At 66.4% G+C, this 19,753-nt stretch carries 21 protein-coding genes; 5 read left to right on the top strand and 16 right to left on the bottom strand.

All coding sequences use genetic code 11. The features are described 5' to 3' along the window. Positions 1–2: 2 nt before the first annotated feature. The 6 genes from N511_RS23740 to N511_RS0106065 form a co-directional block, all read right to left on the bottom strand. Positions 3–725, bottom strand: coding sequence for an aspartate/glutamate racemase family protein (locus tag N511_RS23740; RefSeq protein ID WP_037026315.1), 723 nt, complete (start codon positions 723–725; stop codon positions 3–5). Positions 726–735: 10 nt separating this feature from the next. Beyond that, on the bottom strand, positions 736–1,632 hold the full coding sequence (locus N511_RS0106085; protein WP_027678479.1) for an ABC transporter permease: 897 nt from the start codon (positions 1,630–1,632) through the stop codon (positions 736–738). Between the two features lies 1 nt (position 1,633). Next, positions 1,634–2,587, bottom strand: coding sequence for an ABC transporter permease (locus tag N511_RS0106080; RefSeq protein ID WP_027678478.1), 954 nt, complete (start codon positions 2,585–2,587; stop codon positions 1,634–1,636). A 2-nt stretch (positions 2,588–2,589) separates the two neighbouring features. Then, positions 2,590–3,855 (bottom strand): ABC transporter substrate-binding protein, encoded by a 1,266-nt coding sequence (locus tag N511_RS0106075; protein ID WP_027678477.1) that lies wholly within the window; start codon positions 3,853–3,855, stop codon positions 2,590–2,592. Positions 3,856–3,932: 77 nt separating this feature from the next. Continuing rightward, a complete protein-coding gene (locus N511_RS23735; protein WP_037026312.1) occupies positions 3,933–4,991 on the bottom strand; it encodes an ABC transporter ATP-binding protein in 1,059 nt (352 codons plus the stop codon). A gap of 147 nt (positions 4,992–5,138) precedes the next feature. Then, a complete protein-coding gene (locus N511_RS0106065) occupies positions 5,139–6,206 on the bottom strand; it encodes a porin (RefSeq protein WP_027678476.1) in 1,068 nt (355 codons plus the stop codon). 274 nt (positions 6,207–6,480) lie between these two features. Here N511_RS0106065 and N511_RS0106060 point away from each other — a divergent pair, with 274 nt between their 5' ends. Next, positions 6,481–7,203 carry a GntR family transcriptional regulator gene (locus tag N511_RS0106060; RefSeq protein WP_051530830.1) on the top strand — a complete coding sequence of 241 codons (723 nt, stop codon included), beginning with the start codon at positions 6,481–6,483 and terminating at the stop codon, positions 7,201–7,203. Positions 7,204–7,215: 12 nt separating this feature from the next. On the opposite strand, the gene N511_RS0106055 is transcribed toward N511_RS0106060, so the two are convergent. The 7 genes from N511_RS0106055 to N511_RS0106025 all read right to left on the bottom strand — a co-directional run bounded on the left by N511_RS0106055 (position 7,216) and on the right by N511_RS0106025 (position 13,374). Further along, a complete protein-coding gene (locus tag N511_RS0106055; protein ID WP_027678474.1) occupies positions 7,216–7,923 on the bottom strand; it encodes a YoaK family protein in 708 nt (235 codons plus the stop codon). Continuing rightward, positions 7,913–9,751, bottom strand: a complete 1,839-nt coding sequence (locus N511_RS0106050) for an amidohydrolase (RefSeq protein ID WP_027678473.1) — start codon at positions 9,749–9,751, stop codon at positions 7,913–7,915. The genes N511_RS0106055 and N511_RS0106050 overlap by 11 nt, the downstream gene beginning before the upstream one ends. 4 nt (positions 9,752–9,755) lie before the next feature. Continuing rightward, positions 9,756–10,187 (bottom strand): DoxX family protein, encoded by a 432-nt coding sequence (locus tag N511_RS0106045; RefSeq protein ID WP_027678472.1) that lies wholly within the window; start codon positions 10,185–10,187, stop codon positions 9,756–9,758. Between the two features lie 4 nt (positions 10,188–10,191). Further along, on the bottom strand, positions 10,192–10,512 hold the full coding sequence (locus N511_RS0106040) for a XapX domain-containing protein (RefSeq protein WP_027678471.1): 321 nt from the start codon (positions 10,510–10,512) through the stop codon (positions 10,192–10,194). A gap of 57 nt (positions 10,513–10,569) precedes the next feature. Further along, positions 10,570–11,391 (bottom strand): alpha/beta fold hydrolase, encoded by an 822-nt coding sequence (locus N511_RS0106035; RefSeq protein ID WP_027678470.1) that lies wholly within the window; start codon positions 11,389–11,391, stop codon positions 10,570–10,572. A 111-nt stretch (positions 11,392–11,502) separates the two neighbouring features. Beyond that, positions 11,503–12,186 (bottom strand): hydrolase, encoded by a 684-nt coding sequence (locus N511_RS0106030; RefSeq protein ID WP_027678469.1) that lies wholly within the window; start codon positions 12,184–12,186, stop codon positions 11,503–11,505. A 255-nt stretch (positions 12,187–12,441) separates the two neighbouring features. Further along, positions 12,442–13,374, bottom strand: coding sequence for a LysR family transcriptional regulator (locus tag N511_RS0106025; RefSeq protein ID WP_027678468.1), 933 nt, complete (start codon positions 13,372–13,374; stop codon positions 12,442–12,444). 185 nt (positions 13,375–13,559) lie between these two features. Between N511_RS0106025 and N511_RS0106020 the strand changes: the two genes are divergently transcribed. The 3 genes from N511_RS0106020 to N511_RS0106010 all read left to right on the top strand — a co-directional run bounded on the left by N511_RS0106020 (position 13,560) and on the right by N511_RS0106010 (position 15,861). Continuing rightward, positions 13,560–14,414: a 3-hydroxybutyryl-CoA dehydrogenase gene (locus N511_RS0106020; RefSeq protein WP_027678467.1), complete on the top strand. Its 855-nt coding sequence runs from the start codon at positions 13,560–13,562 to the stop codon at positions 14,412–14,414. Positions 14,415–14,443: 29 nt separating this feature from the next. Then, positions 14,444–14,872 carry an acyl-CoA thioesterase gene (locus N511_RS0106015; RefSeq protein ID WP_027678466.1) on the top strand — a complete coding sequence of 143 codons (429 nt, stop codon included), beginning with the start codon at positions 14,444–14,446 and terminating at the stop codon, positions 14,870–14,872. A gap of 131 nt (positions 14,873–15,003) precedes the next feature. After that, complete coding sequence (locus N511_RS0106010; protein WP_027678465.1) at positions 15,004–15,861, top strand: PhzF family phenazine biosynthesis protein; 858 nt, start codon at positions 15,004–15,006, stop codon at positions 15,859–15,861. On the opposite strand, the gene N511_RS0106005 is transcribed toward N511_RS0106010, so the two are convergent. Further along, complete coding sequence (locus N511_RS0106005; RefSeq protein ID WP_027678464.1) at positions 15,858–16,397, bottom strand: GNAT family N-acetyltransferase; 540 nt, start codon at positions 16,395–16,397, stop codon at positions 15,858–15,860. The genes N511_RS0106010 and N511_RS0106005 overlap by 4 nt on opposite strands. Further along, entirely contained in the window at positions 16,397–16,981 is a 585-nt protein-coding gene (locus N511_RS0106000) for a helix-turn-helix domain-containing protein (protein ID WP_027678463.1), read from the bottom strand. The genes N511_RS0106005 and N511_RS0106000 overlap by 1 nt, the downstream gene beginning before the upstream one ends. 181 nt (positions 16,982–17,162) lie before the next feature. On the opposite strand from N511_RS0106000, the gene N511_RS0105995 reads away from it, so the two are divergent. Continuing rightward, complete coding sequence (locus N511_RS0105995; protein ID WP_027678462.1) at positions 17,163–18,194, top strand: NADP-dependent oxidoreductase; 1,032 nt, start codon at positions 17,163–17,165, stop codon at positions 18,192–18,194. Between the two features lie 22 nt (positions 18,195–18,216). Here the strand turns inward: N511_RS0105995 and N511_RS0105990 are convergent, their stop codons facing one another. Then, positions 18,217–19,689, bottom strand: coding sequence for a DUF1254 domain-containing protein (locus tag N511_RS0105990; RefSeq protein ID WP_027678461.1), 1,473 nt, complete (start codon positions 19,687–19,689; stop codon positions 18,217–18,219). Positions 19,690–19,753: the final 64 nt, after the last annotated feature.

Genomic DNA, 19,753 nt, shown 5'->3' with positions numbered 1-19,753 from the left:
GTTCAAGCGTGCGTGGCGGGCGCAATCCATGCCGGCAGCGCGCCATGCCCGCCGCGCGGCGCGTGCCAGACCTGGCGCGCGGCTGCGGTCACGCTGTCGATGAGCGGTACGGGAACGTGGGCTTGCAGCTTCTGCGCGAGGCCCGCCAGCCCGGCGCCGCCCAGCACGATCGCGTCCACGGGCTGGCGCCGCAGGACGGTCGTGCAGGCGCCGATCAAGATCTGTTCTGCCGCATCCGGCGCGGCGTATAGCGCGGCCCCGTCGAGTTCGACGGTATGGATGTCGCGCACGGTGTGGCCGCCCTCCAGCGTGGGCAGCAAACGCTCCAGGATCGGGCCCCACGCGTGGCCGCCCGTGATGACCGCGCAACTGCCGTAGGTTGCCGCTTCCATCAACGCGGCTTCCGCCAAGCCGGTGACGGGGCACGGCGCCACCTCGCGCAGCGCGAAGAGCCCCGGGTCGCCAAAGCAGCCGATGATGGCGGCGTCGATGGCTGGCTGCTCCGCCCGCGTCCATGCGTCGAGCGCGGCGTGCGCGGCCACCGCGTAGCCGACTTCGGTGGCGATGTACGGCGCGCCAAATCGGGCGGTGACGGATTCCACAACAACATCGCTGGGCAATGCGGCCTGCACGAAGCGTGTGATGGTCTGTGTGAGCGCGCTTGTGGTGTTCGGGTTGATCAACAGCAGCCGGCGCGGGCTGGAGGATTCGGTAGCGATGGTCATTGGCACGCGTTCAGTCGACACGCCCGGCGCTTTGGCGGCGGCGCAGTCGAACAATGGCCAGCATCGTCAGCCCCATCACGACGAACGACACCACGGTGGTGAGCGTGCCCAGCGCGTAGATGGACGGCGTCGTGACGGTGGTGGTCAAGCCTTGCAGCTCGAGCGGCAGCGTGTTGACATCGCCGATGGCCTGCGAGGTGCGCGCGATCTCGTCCCAGCTCAGCGTGAAACCGAACATGCCCACGCCGATGAGCGACGGCGCAATCAGCGGCAGCACGACGTGGCGGAAGGTCTGCCACGGCGTGGCGCCCAGGTCGCGCGCGGCTTCTTCGTAGGCCGGGTTGAAGCGGTTGAAGACGGCGAACATGATGAGCAGGCCGAACGGGAGCGTCCACGTGAGGTGCGCACCGAGGGCGGAGGTCCACAGGCCCAGCGACGATCCGAAGCTGTCGGCCTGATCGCTCATGCCCATCGCGGTGAGCAGCGCCTTGAGGCCCGTGTCGATGAGCCGGAACTGCAGGCCGATGCCGAGCGACACCACGATGGACGGCATGATCAGGCTGGCCACCGTCACATAGAACAGCACACCGCCGCCGCGCAGCCGCTTGCGAAACGCCAGCGCGGCCAGCAGCGAGAGCCCCATGGTCAGGGCCATCACGACCGCGCCGAGCGCCAGCGAGCGCCGGAACGCCGCGCCGATATCCACCACGCCCAGCCCGTCGGCTAGCTGGCGATACCAGTGCAGCGACAGCCCGTTCATCGGGAACGTCAACCCGCCGTCCGGGCCCTGGAAGCTGAGTGCGAAGATCGTCAGCATCGGCCCGTACAGGAACAGCACAAACAGCGCGAAGAGGCACGCCAGCGGCCAGAAGCCGGGGGCGCGTGGTTCACGAAAGCGCGCTTGCATGTCAAAGCTCCTTGCGGATGTCGACCACGCGGGTCAGGCCCCAGATGATCATCAGCACCGTCAGCAGCAGCACCACGGCATTGGCGGCTGCCAGCGGAAATTGCAGGTACGACGTCTGCACCTGGATCATCTTGCCGACCGAGGCAATCTGCTGGCCGCCCATCACGCCGACGGTGACGAAATCGCCCATCACGATGGTCAGGATGAAGATGGAGCCGATCAGGATGCCGCTGCGCGACAGCGGCACGATCACATGCCAGAGCGTCTGCCACGCGGTGGCGCCCGCATCGCGCGCGGCTTCGAGCAACGCGCGGTCGATACGCATCATCGAATTGAAGATCGGCACGATCATGAACATGGTGTAGAGGTGCACATAGGCAAGCACAACCGAAAAGTTCGAATACAGCAGCCAGTCCTGCGGCTGGTCGATCAGGTGCATGGCCTGCAGCGTCTGGTTGACGAGGCCGTTGCGGCCCAGCAGCGGAATCCAAGAAATCATGCGGATCACGTTGGACGTCCAGAACGGCACCGTGCAGATCACGAACAGCAGCGTCTGCACGGCAGCCGAGCGCACGTGGAACGCGAGGAAGTACGCCAGCGCAAAACCCAGCACCAGCGTGAGCGCCCAGGTGCCCAGCGCAAAGCGCAGCGTCGACAGATACGTCGACGCGGTCACGCACAGATCGCCGTATTCATTGAGGTGGCCGCAGCCTTCCCACAGCTTGGCGTAGTTGCGCAAGGTGAAGGTCGGCAGCAGCGCGTACTCGTTGAAATCCCAGAAGCTGACCATCGCGACCAGCCCGAGCGGGATGAGGAAGAACACCACGAACACCGCCGCAAACGGCAGCGCCTGCAAGCCCGGACCGACCGGGCGCCGGGCGGCAGCGGGTGCGTCGTTGGCCGGCGCCGACGCTGCCGACGGTTCTGACGATGTGGACGGTGCGGTGGTCGTCATGATCAGGCGGCGACGAACTCGTTCCACTTGCGGACCATGTACTCGTTCTCGTCCATGACCGCGTTCCAGCAGGCGATGCCGCCCATGCGCTGTTCGTAGCTGCCGCCGTCGCGCACGCTGCCGGCCTTGGCAAGCACATCGCCGTGCGGGCTCTTGATGTCCTTGGCGGCGGGCTTGCCTTCCATCCAGTAGGCCCACTCGTACGGCTCCATCTTGGCCTTGGCCGTGTCGAGCACGGCGCTGTAGTAGCCCTGGCGATTCAGGTAGGCACCGGCCCAGCCGTCGAGGAACCAGTTGATGAATTCATACGCCGCATCGAGCTTCTTGCCCGACACCGTCTTCGGAATGCCAAAGCCGGCAGCCCACGCGCGATAGCCTTCCTTCAGCGGCTGGAACGTGCAGTCGATGCCCTTGCTGCGCACGGCCGTCACCGCCGGGCTCCACATCGACTGGATCACCACCTCGCCCGAGGACATCAGGTTCACGCTTTCGTTGAAGTCCTTCCACAGCGCGCGGAACTGGCCGGCCTTCTTGGCTTCGATCAGCGTCTTGATGGTCAGGTCGATTTCGGCGCGGGTCATGTTGCCCTTGTCGGCGTACTTGTGCAGGCCCTTGGCTTCCACCACCATCGCCGCGTCCATGATGCCGATCGACGGAATGTTCAGGATCGACGCGCGCCCCTTGAACTCGGGGTTCAGCAGCTCGGCCCATGAGTTGATGGGGCGCTTGATGAGGTCGGGGCGAATGCCCAGCGTGTCGGCGTTGTACACGGTCGGGATCAGCGTCATGAACTGCGTGGGCGAGGTCGCGAACGTGGTCGCATTGGCGCCCGGCAGGTACATGACCTTCTTGGGCGCGGTGCCCTGGTCGCCCACCTTCTTGCCGGCCACCTCGCCTTTGGTGAACAGCGACGTGATCTTGTCGGCGTTCTTGATGCGCCGCGCGTCGATGCCCAGCAGGTTGCCGGTCGGCACGATCTTCTTGAGCGAGAAATACTCCGTGTCGATCAGGTCGAAGCTGCTCGGCGCGGTCACGGCGCGCTTGGTGATCTCATCGGTGGTGACGGCCACGTATTGCACGCGGATGCCCGTATCGGCTTCAAATTTTTCGGCGATCAGCTTGTCCTGGTTGACCGCCGTGCCGAGGTAGCGCAGCGTCAGCTTTTCTTGCGCGTGGATCGCGGGTACGACGCCGGTGGCCAGGATGGCGGCCATGCCCTTGAGTGCGGTGCGGCGGCCGGCCTTGAAGTCGTTGGAATCGTCAGACATGTTGCAACCCCTGATGTGAAGGTGAAGGCAGCGCCTGAAGCCGTCAGGCGGCGGATTGGAATGTCGGGTCTCGGGTGTCAGGCGGCGGAGCCGGCCGGCAGACGGTGCGCCTGCGCGGCATCCCACGAAGCCCAGATGGGTTGATGCAGCGTCAAGCGCGCGATGGCGGCGTCGGTCTCGGGCAGGCTCACCGTTACGCGTTGCGAGGGCGAGAGCGCCACGCCTTCCACGCTCACCAGCACGTGCGTGCCCTGGTATTCGATGTCGCAGATGCGGCCGTGCAGGCGGGGGCGGTCCCCGGCGGTGGCCTCATCGGCGTGCAGGGCCATGCGATCGATGCGCACCGCCACGGGCCCATGCGCGTCTTCCAGCAGGTTGTGTCCGCCGATGAAGGTCGCAACAAACGCGCTGGCCGGCTGGTTGTAGATCTCGCGCGGGCTGCCCGCCTGTTCGATGCGGCCGTGGTTCATCACCACCATCTGGTCGGCCAGCGCCATCGCTTCTTCCTGCGAGTGCGTGACATGCACGAACGTCAACCCCAGCTCCTGCTGCCAGCGCCGCAGCTCGGCACGCATCTGCGTGCGCAGGAACGGGTCCAGCGCAGAGAGGGGTTCGTCCAGCAGCAGCACGCGCGGCTCCATGATCAGCGCACGTGCCAGCGCCACGCGTTGCTGCTGGCCGCCCGACAACTCGCCCGGCCGGCGCTGCGCCAGGTGGCCCATCGCCACGCGTTCGAGCAACGCCTGCGCGCGTTGGCGGCGCTCGCGTGTGTTGATGCCGCGCATCTTCAGGCTGAAGGCCACGTTGTCGAGCGCGCTCAAATGCGGAAACAGCGCGTAGCTCTGGAACATCATGGCCGTGCCGCGCGACGCCGCGGGCAGGTTGGTGATGTTGCGGTGGCCCAGCAGGATGTCGCCGTCGCTCACATGCTCGTGGCCGGCAATCATGCGCAGCGTTGACGATTTGCCGCAGCCCGACGGGCCCAGCAGGCAGCAGTAGCTGCCGGCGGGCACGCGCAGGTTGATGGCATCGACCGCCACGGCGTCTTGCGCGTAACGCTTGGTCAGCGCAACGAGTTCGAGGGAGTCGGCAGCGGGAGCAGCGACGGCAGCGGGAGCGGTGGGGGCGCGGGTCATGTCGGGTTGGTGCAATAGGTGTGCCTGTCTGCGCGCGGCAAATTCGCGGCGTGCGCGCCGGGCATGCGTCGTTCTGGTGCGTGTGGCCGCATCTGCGGGCAGCCGCGCCACATACCGGGGCAGGCGGCGCGGCCGGCTTCGCGCGGGTCAGAAGGTGTGACGCACGCCCAGCGCCACCGAGGTCTGGCTCGTGCCCGGCACACCGCCGCCGATGGCGCCCGACGTGGTGTTGACCAGCGCTTCCGTCGCGCTCGACGAGTTCTTCAGATACGCCACGTTGGCCACCAGCGTGGTGCGCTTCGACAGGCTGTAGAGGCCCAGCAGCCGGTAGACCATCGAGCTGTTCGACAGCGTCGTGTTACGGCGGTACAGCACATCGGCCGAGCCGGTAAAGGCCGTGGTGAAGGCGTAGTCGACGCCGCCTTCCACCGCGTACGCCTTGCGCGCCGACATGCTGGGAATCGACTGGAACGCGCCCGCGCCGCCCACATCGGCGCGCGCCGCGCCCAGCCGCAGCTTGGTCGCCCCAAGCGTGTAGCTGCCGCCCACGGTGATCAGCTTGTAGAGCGAGCCGGTGCCGCTGCCATCGCGCTCCTGGTCGTAGCTGGCGGCCAGGTACAGCGGGCCGGCGCTATAGCGCCCCGCCAGGTTGAACAGCGAACCCTGCGAGATCGAGCCGGCGGCTTCGCCAAAGCCGTACATCGCGCCGAACTGCGCGCCGCCCAGGTCGGGCGACACGTACTTGACCGTGTTGTTGTAGATCTCGCTGACGGCGTCGAACTCGCTGAACTTGAAGATTGAGCCCGAGTTGTAGCCGCCCTTGAAGACGCTGCCCACCAGCCAGTCGTCGTTGAAGTTCCATTGCTTGCCGGCCGTGAGCGTGCCCGACGACGAACTCAGCCCGACATACGAATTGCGCGAGAACAGCGTCCCGTTGGACGACATGCGCCCGTTGCTCGGGTTGAAACCCGCCTGCAGGTTGAACAGCGCCTTCAGGCCGCCACCGAGGTCTTCCTTGCCGCTCAGGCCGAAGTTGGACACACCGAGAATGCTGTCCGACACGCCGGTCAGGCTTTGCGAGCCGTTGCCGGCATGGTTGGTCCAGCTCACGCCGGTATCGATGACGCCCGACAGCGTCACGCTCGACTGCGCCGCAGCGACGCCAGACAGCCCGAATGCCAGGGCGGCAGCGCCCAGCTTGGTGGTGGTGCTCATGACAGGTGATCCCCCTAAATGAATTGGCGCGACCGCGTGGCCGCCCCTGGCATTGCGTTCTATGTTGAGTACAAGCTTCGTTTGGATTGTGCACAATCACGGATGTCATCTATGCAGTAACCGTGCCATGCAAAATCGCGGGTTTTCGCATGCTTCTGGTGCAAAACCGCGTGGGAGGCGGGGAGATTTCTTGAGAATGGCGCACCAAGGTCGTCCGCATTGGCATCAGGGTTGTGCACAATCCAAGCGCGGTTTGCTCGATTAGAATGGCGAGATGCCAGCGCCTACGACCCCTCCGATCTCCCAGCCCCGCCGTAACAACGCCGAAATCGACGCCCGCATTTCCGATGCGGTGTACGAGGCGATCCTTGAGCAGAAGCTGCCGCCGGGCACGCGCCTGGTCGAGGCGCAGCTATGCAAGGCCTTTGGAATTACGCGGGGGACATTGCGCCGGGTGCTGGTCAAGCTGGCGCATGAGGGCGTGGTCGAACTGCAGCCCAATCGCGGCGCGACCATCGCCGTGCACGACGCGGCGGAAGCGCGACAGGTCTTTGGGGCGCGGCTGATTCTGGAAACCGGCTCGGTGCGGGAACTGGCCCAGCACGCCACCGCGGCGCAACTCGCCGAATTGCGCGCGCTGGCCGCTGCAGAACATGCCAGCCGGGAATCCGGCAACTGGCGCGAGTGGATCCGCCTGTCGGGCGATTTCCACATCCAGCTTGCCGAGGCCAACGGCAACCCCATCATCACGGCGATGCTGCGCACGCTGGTGGCGCGCACCTCGCTGCTGATCGGGCTTTATGAGTCTCCCGCACGGCCGAGCTGCGGCCACGACGAACACCTGGCCATTCTCGATGCGGTGGAGCGCCGCGAGGGCGAGCGTGCCGCGCGGCTGATGGGCGAACACCTGGGTGAATACATCGCTGCGCTGGAGCTGGAGCCCCGGCAGGTGGAGTCGATCGATTTCTCGACGCTCTTCCGCCGCGTCAAGCTCTGACCGCGCGGTGGCCTAGCGTTGCAGGATCGCCAGGGCCACGAGAATGCCCACGGGCGGCAACACGCACCAGAACGATAGCGTCGCAAACGCGAGCGCCCCCAGCACCGCCCCGATGGCAAAGCCGGCAAGCGGCGGCACCATCTTGCGCAACCGCGTGCGCGCAACGTCCTTCTGCGTAGCGCCTGGCGATAGCAGCTCCACCACGTCGATCACGATCTGCGTGGTGTTGCCCGTCATGATCGTCGTGGGGGCGTGTTCCGACAGCACGATGCGCGCCTTGGCGTTCTGCACGCCCATCGCCGCGACGCCGATCAGCCCGACAACGATGGTGGCCGGTGCATCGGGCGACTGAATCGGCAGCGCCAGCAGGCCCGCCGCCATGAAGGCCAGCAGCAGAACGGCCTGCACAAGCAGCAGCGGGCGCAGCGGCGCCACACCGCGCCGCGCGAGCGCCGTCACGGCGAGTTTGGTCGCCGCCACGGCCACCACGAACATCGGCAGCGCCAGCAGCTTGGCGAGCACGCCTTGGCCGGAGCCCGCCAGTTCCAGGCCGATCATCACGAAGTTGCCGGTGACATGCGCGGTGAACAGTCCGAACAACGCCGCAAAGCCGACCACATCCACGTAGCCCGCGACGAACGCCAGCAGCGTTCCCTGTGCGATCAGGAAACGCGCTGACGCCGGTGCGGCCGTTGCCGCCGTCGCCGCTTCAGAAGGCAAAGCACGAACACCCGAAGGCGCCCCAGAAGCCGCGGAAGTCGGTGGTCGGCACATTGGCCGTGCGCGCTTTCTGGTGAGCGTGGCCGTGCACCGAACACGAACCGACGCACTGATGCACCTGCTGCTGCATGGGCGCAGCCGGCCGCCAGTGCCCCGGCACGCGCGCCACGGGCGACCACTCCGGCAGCACCGGAATCGGCGGCGGGCCGAATTCGGCAAACTCCGCGGCGCCGTAGACGATGCGGCCGCCCACCACCGTCAGCACCGATTCGATGGTCTTGATATCGGCCTCGGGCACGCTGAAGAAATCCGCCGACAACGCCGCCAGATCAGCGAGTTGCCCGACCTTGATCTGCCCCTTGTTGCCCTGGTCTGCCGAGAACCAGGCGCTGCCGTGCGTGTACAGCTCGAGCGCCACCTCGCGCGGCAGCCCTTCCGGATACAGCGCCATGCCGCCCACGGTGCGCCCGCTCGCCAGCCAGTACAGCGACGTCCACGGGTTGTAGCTCGACACGCGCGTGGCGTCGGTGCCGGCGCCCACGGGCACGCCTTCGGCCAGCATGCGCTTGATGGGCGGCGTCTGTTCGGCAGCGGCTGCGCCGTAGCGGTCGACAAAGTATTCGCCCTGGAAGGCCATGCGGTCCTGGATGGCGATGCCGCCCCCGAGTGCGCGCACGCGCTCGATGTTCTTTGGCGAAATCGTCTCCGCATGGTCGAAGAACCACGGCAGGCCGTTGAAGGGAATGTCGCGGTTCACGCGCTCGAACACATCGAGCATGCGGGAGATCGATTCGTCGTAAGTGGCGTGCAGCCGGAACGGCCAGCGCTGCGCGACGAGGTGGCGCACCACGGTTTCCAGCTCCTGCTCCATCGTCTCGGGCAGGTCGGGGGGCGGTTGCAGGAAGTCTTCGAAATCAGCGGCGGAGAAGACCAGCATCTCGCCCGCGCCGTTGTGGCGGAAGAAGTCGTCGCCCTGGCGGTATTGCACGCTGCCGGTCCAGTTCTTGAAATCCGCCAGCTCTTCTTTCGGTTTCTGCGTGAAGAGGTTGTAGGCGATGCGGATGGTGAGCTGGTTCTGCGCCGACAGCTCGCGGATGACCTCGTAGTCTTCCGGGTAGTTCTGGAAGCCGCCGCCCGCGTCGATGGCGCTCGTCACGCCCAGGCGGTTCAGCTCGCGCATGAACTGGCGCGTGGAGTTGACCTGGTATTCGGGCGGCAGCTTCGGCCCCTTGGCGAGCGTCGCGTACAGGATCATCGCGTTGGGCCTGGCGATCAGCATGCCGGTGGGCTCGCCGGATGCGTCCCGCTGGATCTCGCCGCCGGGCGGGTTCGGCGTGTCCTTGGTGTAGCCGACCTGGCGCAGCGCCGCGCGGTTGAGCAGCGCGCGGTCGTACAGGTGCAGCACGAACACGGGCGTATCGGGCGCGGCCTGGTTCAGCTCTTCGAGCGTGGGCATGCGGCGCTCGGCAAACTGGAATTCCGACCAGCCGCCCACCACGCGCACCCATTGCGGCGACGGCGTGCGCGCGGCCTGCTCCTTGAGCATGCGCATCGCGTCGGCCAGCGAGGGCACGCCTTCCCAGCGCAGCTCGAGGTTGTAGTTCAGCCCGCCCCGGATCAAGTGCAGGTGTGAATCGTTCAGGCCCGGAATGACGGTGCGCCCGCGCAGGTCGATGACCTGAGTCGTGGCACCACGCTGTGCCATCACGGTGGCATCGTCGCCCACGGCAACGAAGCGGCCGTCACGCACGGCAACGGCGCTGGCGGTGGGGCGTTCGCGGTCGACCGTGTGGATGCGGCCGTTGTGCAGGATGAGGTCGGCGGTCATTGCGTCAGTATTTGGGGAAAATCGAAAAGCGTCCGGGTCCGGCAATCAGGACGGTGGTGAAGATGATCAGCAGCATCCACCCGAACTGTCCATCGGCAAGCGACCAGTCCGGATGCACCACCAGCATGGCCACGAGCAACGTGGCGATGATGGGCAGACACGCCAGGCGCGTCAGCACGCCAAGCGCAATCAACAGCGGGCACAGCGTTTCCGACAGGATGGCGAGCAGCAGCGTGGGTGCGGCGCCCATGTGGAATGGGTCTTCAATGCGCGTCAGTTCCTGGCTGTAGTGCAGCACCTTGGGCAGCCCATGCACGGCGATCAGCAGGGCGCTGCCGGTGACGCGCAGGAACAGCAGGCCGGCATGCGGGGCAACATTCGCCGCGGTGCCGGCGGGGGCGGCAGCTTGCGAGGGTTCGAGCGAGAGGCGTGTCATGGCATCAGCTTGGATTGCGCGGCGCGGTGCTGCCGGATTCGCCGGTGGCGGCCAGGTCCGTGGGTGACGCCTGGGGCGGCGCTTGGCTGGGCACTTGAGGCGGCGCACCCGTGATCTTCGGTACGCATTCGTGGCGGAACCACGCCATGGTGATCGGCTCGCCGGCCAGCAGGCGCTGCGCGGCCGGCACGATCTGTTCGCCGATCAGCATGCCGAGCAGCCCGACCAGCGCGATCGCCGGTGGCGCCGGTGAGCGGACGTGCAGCAGTGCATAGATGACGCCAACCAGCATGCCGACGGCAATGGAGATGAGGTAGGGCTTCACGAGGAGGGCTCCAGGATGCCAAGGGGCGGCGCGCGCAAACGGCGCCGCCCGTGCCGATCAGGTGCTGAGGAAGGCCAGCAGGTCCGCGTTGACCTTGTCCGCCTCGGTCACGCACATGCCGTGCGAGCCGCCCGGATAGACCTTCAGCGTCCCGTTCTTCACCAGTTCCACGCCCAGCTTGGCCGAATTGTCGATCGGCACGATCTGGTCGTCGTCGCCATGCAGGAACAGCACCGGCACGTCGATCTTCTTCAGGTCTTCGGTGTAGTCGACCTCCGAGAATTCCTTGATGCACAGATACTGGCCGTGAATGCCGCCGGTCATGCCCTGCGCCCAGAAGGCGTCGATGGTGCCCTGCGAGACCTTCGCGCCCGGCCGGTTGAAGCCGAAGAACGGCGTCGCGAGATCGCGGTAGAACTGCGAGCGGTTCTCGGACACGCCCTTGCGGATGCCGTCGAACACGTCCATCGGCAAGCCGTTCGGGTTGGCTGCCGTCTTCAGCATGATGGGCGGCACCGCGCCGATCAGCACCGCCCGGGCCACGCGCTTGGTGCCGTGGCGGCCGATGTAGTGTGCGACTTCGCCGCCGCCGGTGGAATGGCCGACCAGCGTGGCGCCCTGGATGTCGAGCGCGTCGAGCAGCGCTGCCAGGTCGTCGGCATAGGTGTCCATGTCGTTACCCTGCGACGGCTGGTCGGAGCGGCCGTGGCCGCGCCGGTCATGCGCGATGACACGAAAGCCCTTCTGCACGAGGAACAGCATCTGTGCGTCCCACGCGTCGGCATTGAGCGGCCAGCCGTGCGAGAAGACGACGGGCTTGCCGCTGCCCCAGTCCTTGTAAAAGATGCGCGTACCGTCTTGGGTGGTAATCGTTTGCATGGGAATGAGAGAGAGGGTGGAGGCTGGTTGAATGGACGACGGGGCGACGCATGCGGTTGCACATGCGTCGCCCGGTCGGAACAGCGTCTTCTTTTATAGTCGGCGGCGCGATCAGTTGGCAGCCACGGCAGCCAGCGCCTCGTGCGGCGTCGCGGTGCGTTGCGGGGCCTTGTGCACCATCGTGTAGGCGTAGTCCACGCCCATGCCGTAGGCGCCGGAGTGCTCCTTCACCAGCTTCATGACGGCGTCGTACGTGTCGCGGTGGGCCCAGTCACGCTGCCATTCCAGCAGCACCTGTTGCCACGTCACGGGCACCACGCCGGCCTGGACCATGCGCTGCATGGCGTAGTCGTGCGCGTCCTTTGACGTACCACCCGAAGCGTCGGCCACCATGTAGATCTCGTAGTCGGCATCGTGCATGGCCGACAGCGCGAAGGTGCAGTTGCACACCTCCGTCCACAGGCCCGAGACGACCACCTTCTTGCGGTTGTTCTTTGCCAGGGCATCGCGCACCTTCTGGTCGTCCCAGGAGTTCATCGAGGTGCGTTCCAGCAGTGGCTGATCCGGAAACACATCGAGCAGCTCCGGATAGGTGTAGCCCGAAAAGCTCTGCGACTCGACGGTCGTAATGGTGGTGGGGATGTTGAAGATCTTCGCGGCCTTGGCAAGGCCAACGGTGTTGTTCTTCAGAACCTGACGATCGATCGACTGCACGCCGAAGGCCATTTGCGGCTGGTGGTCGATGAAGATCAATTGACAGTTCTGGGGGGTAAGGACTTCCAGCTTGGGATTCATGGCCGTATCCAGTTTCCGATGGGGAAATACAAGAGGGGATGCTGCAGACCTGTCGCCGCATCGGCGCGGCGCGATCAACGGCCCATCCATGATAGGAAGTTGCGTTCGGGGCGCAACGCCTCAATCGGCGAGTGCAGTTTTTGCGTTTGCCGAACAATCGTCGCGACGTTCGGAAACATTCAGTCGGTACCCTGGACCCGCGCGCCGGTCGCGGGATTCGGTCTTGAGATTCGGCGCGCCTGGCCGTCAGCGACGTCAGCGAATCCAGCCGCGCTCGAGCAAGGGCTTGTCCCAAGCCAGCTCGCCGGCGTGGTGGCTGGCCAGGCAATCGATGAGCGCGCACACCTTGACCGCCTGCCGCTGCGTCGCCGGATACACGGCCGAGAAATGCAGCGGTGTCAGGTCGTAATCGGCCAGCACGGGCACGAGGCGGCCAGCGACCAGGTCGTCGCTGATGACGAGCGTGGGCAGGCAGGCGATGCCGGCGCTGGTCAGGGCGTAGTCGCGCAGCAGATGCACGGAGTTGGAGCGCACCTGCTCGGGCAGGTCCATCGCGGGGAGCGTTTCGCCGTTGCGCGAGAACTCCCAGCGCTTGCGTGTCGGATAACCGGAATACAGCGCCAGCGAATGCTGCAGCAGGTCGGCCGGCTGCTGCGGCAGGCCGTACTCTTCCACGTACGCCGGCGTGGCGCAGAACATGCGCCGCAGCGTGAACAGGCGCCGCTCGATCAGCGAATCGTTGATGGGCGGAAAGATCTGGAACACCACGTCGAATCCCTCCGCAATGGGGTCGACCACGCTGTCGTCCACCACCACGTCGAGCTGGATATCGGGGTACTGCGCACCGAACCGGGCCAGCGGTTCGGCAAAGTGGCTGAGCGCGTATCCGGGCAGCATGCGGATGCGTAGCTTGCCGGCCGGCGTGGCGCGCAGGCCGCGCATCTGGTCGGTGAGATCCGTCAGCATGCAGACGGCTTCGGCGCATTGCTTGTAATAGGTCTCGCCCACTTCGGACAGGCGCACATGCCGCGTGCTGCGGTGAAACAACGGCGCTTCGATAAAGCGCTCCAGCTGCTGCACGCGATTGGTGACCACCGAGTTGGTCACGCCCAACTGGCGGGCGGCCTCGGCAAAGCTGCGCGTTTCTGCCACGCGCACGAAGGCTTCGATACTGAGAAAACGGTCCATTTGCAGCGTCCTGGCGCCTGAGGTGAAAGGGTGGCGCGACGCCGGCCATCATACGGCGAACCGGTGAAATGTGACGGGAGCGTCAGCAAGGCTTTTCCGCCCGTCGTCGCGTCGTTTATCCTCTGCAATCTGTTTCATCCCGTCTTCCGTTCCAATACCAAGCAATACCAAGCGAGGAGCAGTTCATGGCAATTCAAGTCGTCGGCATCGTCGGTGCCGGAACAATGGGTAACGGCATTGCGCAAGCGTGCGCCGTGGTCGGGCTGGATGTGGTGATGGTGGATATCAGCGATGCCGCCGTGCAGAAGGGCATTGCCACCGTGGCCGGCAGCCTGGATCGCCTCATCAAGAAGGAAAAGCTGACCGAAGCCGACAAGGCCGCAGCGCTCGCCCGCATTCAGGGCTCCACGTCGTACGACGACCTCAAGCGCGCCGACCTCGTCATCGAAGCCGCCACCGAGAACTTCGACCTGAAGGTGAAGATCCTCAAGCAGCTGGAGGCTGCGGCTGCACCGCACGCAATCGTGGCGTCGAACACGTCGTCCATCTCGATCACCAAGCTGGCCGCCGTGCTCCAGGATGCCAGCCGCTTCATCGGCATGCATTTCTTCAACCCAGTGCCGATGATGGCGCTGGTGGAAGTCATCCGCGGCCTGCAGACGAGCGATGCCACGCACACGGCGGTGGAAGCGCTGGCCAAGCAGCTCGGCAAGACGCCCATCACGGTCAAGAACAGCCCGGGCTTTGTCGTCAACCGGATCCTGTGTCCGATGATCAACGAGGCGTTCTGCGTGCTGGGCGAGGGTCTGGCTTCGCCGGAGGAGATCGACGAAGGCATGAAGCTCGGCTGCAATCACCCGATCGGGCCGCTGGCGCTGGCCGACATGATTGGCCTGGACACCATGCTGGCCGTGATGGAAGTGCTGTACACCGAATTCGGTGATCCGAAATACCGCCCCGCCATGCTGATGCGCGAAATGGTGGCCGCCGGCTACCTGGGCCGCAAGACCGGCCGCGGCGTGTACGACTATCGCAAGTGAGCCAATCCCACACCGCATCGGAGCCGTCCATGTCGATCTATACGTATCAGGTGCTGTGGGCTGACCTGGACGGCAACCAGCACCTCAAAAACACGCGCTACATCGACTACGCGTCGCACAGCCGGTTTCGTTTTCTGACCGAGCAGGGCTTTGGCCCGAAGGCCTTCGCGCAGCACAAGCTCGGGCCGGTGGTGTTTGAAGACCGCGTCAGCTACCGCAAGGAACTGCGCCTCATGGATGCCTTTACCGTGAGCGTGGAGACCGCCGGCCGCAACGAGCGCGGTTCGCGTTTCATCATGGTCAACCGCATCCGCAATGAAGCGGGCGACCTGTGTGCGGAAATCACCAGCATGTGCGCGTGGTTTGACCTTGCCGAGCGCAAAGTTGCCGCGCCACCGCCGGCGCTGTTCGCCGTGATGGAACGCACGCCCCGTACGGACGACTACCGGCTGCTGTAACGGCTGTCCGCCAACTGTCAGGCCGGATTCGCGCAAACTGTCTGCAAGTGTGCATGGAGACGGTGTGGCGGTGCGTTGAAGATGACGCATCGCCACACCGTTTTTTCTTCCCCAACACTTCGGACGCCACCATGTCGCGCTACGCCTTCCGCCTGCTCAACGTCTTTGCCGAATCCACCTTTGGCGGCAACCAGCTCGCCGTGTTTGAAGACGGGCGCGGCCTGGACGACGCCACCATGCAAGCCATCGGACGCCAGTTCAACCTGTCGGAGATCACCTTCATCTTTCCCGACGCGGCCGATGGCGCCACGGCGCGCTTCCGCATCTTCACGCCCGATTACGAGATGCCGTTTGCCGGCCACCCGTCGCTGGGGACCGCGCAGGTGGTGCGCGAACTGTATGGCCCCGGCAATGAGCTGACGTTGCGTTGCCAGTCGGGCATCGTGTCGCTGACGGCGCAGGACGACGGGTGGTCGCTGGTGCCGCCGCGCTCCGGTGCCCTGAGCACGCGCGAGGCGGACCCGGCCATCGCCGGCATGCTGGGCTTGGATGCCGATGCGCTGGCAGGCCCGCCGCTGTGGGTGGATGCCGGTATCGAACAGTTGATGGTGCCCGTCAAGACACGCGCTGACGTCGACCGCGCCCGCCCCGATCTGTCGGTGTTCGACGCGTGGCCGCGCAGCCGCAATGACGGGCGCAACGCGTACGTCTTCACCATGCCGAAGCCCGGCAGCAATGATCCGGTGGTGTCGCGCTTCTTCTTCGAATACGGCACCGGCATGCTCGAAGACCCGGGCACCGGCTCGGCGTGTGCCAACCTCGGCGGCTGGCTGCGCGCGACCGGCCATGCGTTGCCGGCCAGTTACCGCATCGAGCAGGGCGCTGCGGTGGGACGACCCTGCCACCTCACGCTGCGGGTGGATGCCGACGGCACCATCCACGTCGGTGGCCGCGTGATCGAAATCGGCCGCGGCACGTTGACGATTTAATCGGCGGCGCTCAACTGCTTGCAGAAGAACGTCGTCCCGCAGAACGCGCCGTCGGGCATCAGCGCGTAGTTAGGCACCACGCCCACGCGCTGCCAGCCGGCGCGTGCGTACAGCCGCTCGGCGTCGCCGCCCGTTACGGTGTCGAGCACGAGCACCGTCTTGCCCTCGGCGCGCGCCTCGTCTTCGATGGCCGCCATCAACCGCTGCGCCAAGCCTTGCCGGCGCGCGCGGCGGTGCACGAGCATCTTGGCGACGTCGGCGCGGTGCGGCTGGTTTTCCGGCTGCGCGAGCACCAGTTGCACGGTGCCGTGGATGGCGCCCGCCGCATCTTCGGCAATCAGCAGGGCGCGCTCGCCCCTGGCCACGCCGTCGGCCACACCGCGCCAGAATGCCCGCGCCTTGTCTTGCGACAGCGGCGCCATGAAGCTGACCGACGCGCCGCCCTCCACGCAATCGATCAGCACATCGGCCAAGGCATCGACGCACGCGCTTGCCTCGTTGGCGCCCACGCGGCGGATGGTCAGGGTGTCGGTCATCAGGGCCTCCAGTGGGCAGCGGATACGGTTGTGAGTGCGACGAGGTAGCGGGCCGGCCGCCGTGTGGGGTTGTGATAGACGATCGGGCAGTCCAGCCGCATGGTCAGGCAATCGCCTGCATTGAGGCGCCAGTGCGCGTCGCCCACGGTCATTTCCATCGTGCCTTCGATGATCCACACCTGCTGGTGGATTTCCGCATCGCGCGCGCCGGTGTCATAGGCGACGCGCTCGCCGGGCGGAAAGTGCACCTCCACGAGCTGCAGCGGCGAACGCGCTGCCGGCGACAGGTTGCGCCGCACGTAGCCCGAGGCGGGGTCGGTCCACTCCGGCTGCTCCGCCGCGCGCGATACGGGCGAGGGCTCCGCGGCCGGCGCCGCACCGTCTTCGAACAGCGAGGCCAGCGTCACGCCCAGCGCGGAGCTGAGCCGATCGAGCACCGCAGCGGTCGGGCTGCTCTGGCCGCGCTCGATCAGGGAGATGGCCGATCGGCTGACCTGGCTGCGTTCGGCCAGCGCGTCGAGCGAGAGCCCCTGGGCGTCGCGCAATTCGCGCAGGCGCTGGGCGATACGTTGATGGATGTCCATGCATTCCAGTTTAATGGAATTCTGCATCTAGTAAACTGGAATACGAGGCGACGAATGATTAGCCTTGCTGAGGGTAGTGCCTTGCGCAACCGTCGGCTGAATCTTGCGATTGCTGCTAGATTGCCCAGCCACGCAAATTTTTTTCGCCGTTTTCTAGACGATTGGTCTACAGGAGCTTGCCATGCCGCAACGTGAAGCCGTCAATCGCCGCATCGTTCTCGCCAGCCGCCCCAGCGGCACGCCTTCGCTCGACAACTTCCGCATCGAAGAGACTGCCGTGCCCACGCCGCAGGACGGCCAGGTGCTGCTGCGTACGCTGTACCTGTCGCTCGATCCTTACATGCGCAATCTGATGGATGAAGTCGGCCCCGGTTACGCGCCGCCGGTGGAGGTGGGCGCGCCCATGGTGGGCGGTACTGTCAGCCGCGTGGTGGCATCGCGGGACGCGCGGTTTCGCGAGGGCGATGTGGTGCTCGGCGCGGCTGGCTGGCAGGACTATGCCGTTGCGGGCGGCGACGAGTTGACCGCGCTGGGCGATATGCCGGAGCCATCGCTGGCGCTGGGCGGGCTTGGCATGCCGGCGTTTGCCGCGTACGTTGGGCTGCTCGACATTGGCGAGCCCAAGCCCGGCGAAACCGTGGTGGTGGCCGCGGCCACGGGCGCGGTCGGTGCGGTGGTCGGACAGATTGCCAAGCTCAAGGGCGCGCGCGTGGTCGGCATTGCCGGTGGCGCGGACAAATGCCGCTACGCCGTCGACACGCTCGGCTTTGACGCTTGCCTGGACCGCCGCCAACCCGACCTCGCGAAGAGGCTGGCCCAGGCCTGCCCCGACGGCATCGACGTGTACTTCGAAAACGTGGGTGGCGAGGTGTTCGACGCGGTGTTGCCGCTGCTGAACATCGGCGCGCGTGTGCCGGTGTGCGGTTTCATTTCGCACTACAACGACGAGGCCGCCGCCGGGCCAGACCGCCTGCCCAAGGTCACCGCGACCGTGCTGCAGAAGCGCGTGCGCATGCAGGGCTTCATCATCCTCGACCACTACGCCAGTCGCTACGACGCGTTCCAGCGCGACATGGCCGCGTGGGTGGCGGCCGGCAAGGTGAAGGTGCGCGAAGACCGCGTCGACGGGCTGGAAAACGCCCCGGCCGCGTTCCTCGGCCTGCTCGAAGGACGCAACTTCGGCAAGCTCGTGGTGCGCGTGGCCGAGGCGTGATCGTCCGGGCGTTGTCGGTTCGTTATTGGGCTGCGGCGTCGCGGCGCTGTAACGTGGGCGGCAGCCACGAGCCGTCGAGCGCGGCCTCCTTCGGCCACGTCAGCTGCATGCGCAGCACGAACGGGCCGGTGGGCGGCGGCAGCCAGTTGTTGCGCATGCCTTTGGGCGGCGCACGCTGGATCAGAATGTCGAGCGAGCCGTCGCGGTTCAGGCGCGGGTGGTCGGCTTCGCTCAGCATGTTGCGCAGGCTCGGGCGCTCCGCAGCGCTGCGCGGTTGCCCGCCGGCGGACAACGCGGCGATGGCCCAACCGGCGTTCTCGGGCGGAAGCTGGTTGCGCTCGAAATGCAGGACATAGCGGTGCGTGCTGTCCAGCGCCATGCCGTTGGTGTCGGTCTTGGCGGTCGCGACGAGCATGTCCTGTGGCAGGTCGGTGCCGCCGCCGTTCCACGCGACGATGGCGCGCTGCGCGTAGTCCAGCCCATAGGCGCCGACCATGCGCGGGATGAACCAGCCGTTTTGCGTGATGGGCGGCTGCTTCACGGCCAGCGAGAGGGTCTCCCGCGCCGCCGCCACGCCGCCATCCATGACCTTCAGATTGGCGGCGCTCACGGCCTTGGCGTCGAACGGCGCACCGGGCACGATGCCCAGGTCGCGCAGCGATTGCAGCATCGTCGAATCGGCCGCGTGCGGTGGATTGTCCTTCAGCAGCTCGGCAAAGCGCGTGAAGTAACTGTTCGCATCCAGTGCGGTGACGCGGCGGCGCGCGGCCTCCATGCTGACGTCGAGGTCGGTGGCCTTGTCGGCGTTCACCTTGGTTTCGGCTTCGGCCTCACGCAGCGACGTTTTGCCGAAGGCGTCCAGCGGGGTGATGCGGTAGCGGTCCTGCACCCGGCGTGCGCCGGCCACATCGCGCGCGCCGGCGACTTGCGTGCGGGCGACGACCCACACCAGGCTGGTCGGCGCTGCGATCTGCTTGACGCCGGCCGGCAGCGTGCCTTCCCAGCCCGGCGGCGTGAGGGCGTAGTGCGCGGCCCGCGACCCCGTGGTGCGGTTGCCGAGTGACTCGAACACATCGCTCCACCCGTCGTGCAGCGCCACCCAGATGTGGCGGCGCCCCGTGTCGGGCAGGCTCAGGACGACCGGGCCGTTACGCAAATCGACGAAGGCGCTGCTCGCGAGCACGTCTACGCGGGCGCGCACGCCGGTCGGCAGGGTTTCGTCTTCCAGCGTGCGCTGATGCATGAACGTGCCGGCGGGCGCCAGCGCGGACGTGGTCTGCGCCAGCGCGTCGGTCATCATCAACGGAAACGCGTAGACGTAGGCCGAGCGCACGAGCGCCTCGTTCGGCTGCGGCAGACGTTGTTCGATGGGAGCCGTGGTCGCGGTGTTCTGGGTAGAGCAACCGGTCAGGCCCAGGGTGATCGCCGAGGCCACCACGCTCAGCGCCACGGCCAGCTTGGTCAGCGGGCGCGCGGGCGCAGGGCAGTGCGTCATCTTGTTCTCCTTTGTCGTCGGTGCGCGCAACAGGAAAGCAGACGCCTGTCGGTCATCCCCCCAA

This window comes from Ralstonia sp. UNC404CL21Col, assembly GCF_000620465.1.
GTDB lineage: Bacteria > Pseudomonadota > Gammaproteobacteria > Burkholderiales > Burkholderiaceae > Ralstonia > Ralstonia flatus.
This window is presented reverse-complemented; position numbering and strand designations above follow the sequence as displayed.

Coding starts and splice junctions, on each gene's coding strand:
- N511_RS23740 (WP_037026315.1), bottom strand. CDS start 725: ATGACCATCGCTACCGAATCCTCCAGCCCGCGCCGGCTGCTGTTGATC.
- N511_RS0106085 (WP_027678479.1), bottom strand. CDS start 1,632: ATGCAAGCGCGCTTTCGTGAACCACGCGCCCCCGGCTTCTGGCCGCTG.
- N511_RS0106080 (WP_027678478.1), bottom strand. CDS start 2,587: ATGACGACCACCGCACCGTCCACATCGTCAGAACCGTCGGCAGCGTCG.
- N511_RS0106075 (WP_027678477.1), bottom strand. CDS start 3,855: ATGTCTGACGATTCCAACGACTTCAAGGCCGGCCGCCGCACCGCACTC.
- N511_RS23735 (WP_037026312.1), bottom strand. CDS start 4,991: ATGACCCGCGCCCCCACCGCTCCCGCTGCCGTCGCTGCTCCCGCTGCC.
- N511_RS0106065 (WP_027678476.1), bottom strand. CDS start 6,206: ATGAGCACCACCACCAAGCTGGGCGCTGCCGCCCTGGCATTCGGGCTG.
- N511_RS0106060 (WP_051530830.1), top strand. CDS start 6,481: ATGCCAGCGCCTACGACCCCTCCGATCTCCCAGCCCCGCCGTAACAAC.
- N511_RS0106050 (WP_027678473.1), bottom strand. CDS start 9,751: ATGACCGCCGACCTCATCCTGCACAACGGCCGCATCCACACGGTCGAC.
- N511_RS0106045 (WP_027678472.1), bottom strand. CDS start 10,187: ATGACACGCCTCTCGCTCGAACCCTCGCAAGCTGCCGCCCCCGCCGGC.
- N511_RS0106035 (WP_027678470.1), bottom strand. CDS start 11,391: ATGCAAACGATTACCACCCAAGACGGTACGCGCATCTTTTACAAGGAC.
- N511_RS0106030 (WP_027678469.1), bottom strand. CDS start 12,186: ATGAATCCCAAGCTGGAAGTCCTTACCCCCCAGAACTGTCAATTGATC.
- N511_RS0106025 (WP_027678468.1), bottom strand. CDS start 13,374: ATGGACCGTTTTCTCAGTATCGAAGCCTTCGTGCGCGTGGCAGAAACG.
- N511_RS0106020 (WP_027678467.1), top strand. CDS start 13,560: ATGGCAATTCAAGTCGTCGGCATCGTCGGTGCCGGAACAATGGGTAAC.
- N511_RS0106015 (WP_027678466.1), top strand. CDS start 14,444: ATGTCGATCTATACGTATCAGGTGCTGTGGGCTGACCTGGACGGCAAC.
- N511_RS0106010 (WP_027678465.1), top strand. CDS start 15,004: ATGTCGCGCTACGCCTTCCGCCTGCTCAACGTCTTTGCCGAATCCACC.
- N511_RS0106005 (WP_027678464.1), bottom strand. CDS start 16,397: ATGACCGACACCCTGACCATCCGCCGCGTGGGCGCCAACGAGGCAAGC.
- N511_RS0106000 (WP_027678463.1), bottom strand. CDS start 16,981: ATGGACATCCATCAACGTATCGCCCAGCGCCTGCGCGAATTGCGCGAC.
- N511_RS0105995 (WP_027678462.1), top strand. CDS start 17,163: ATGCCGCAACGTGAAGCCGTCAATCGCCGCATCGTTCTCGCCAGCCGC.
- N511_RS0105990 (WP_027678461.1), bottom strand. CDS start 19,689: ATGACGCACTGCCCTGCGCCCGCGCGCCCGCTGACCAAGCTGGCCGTG.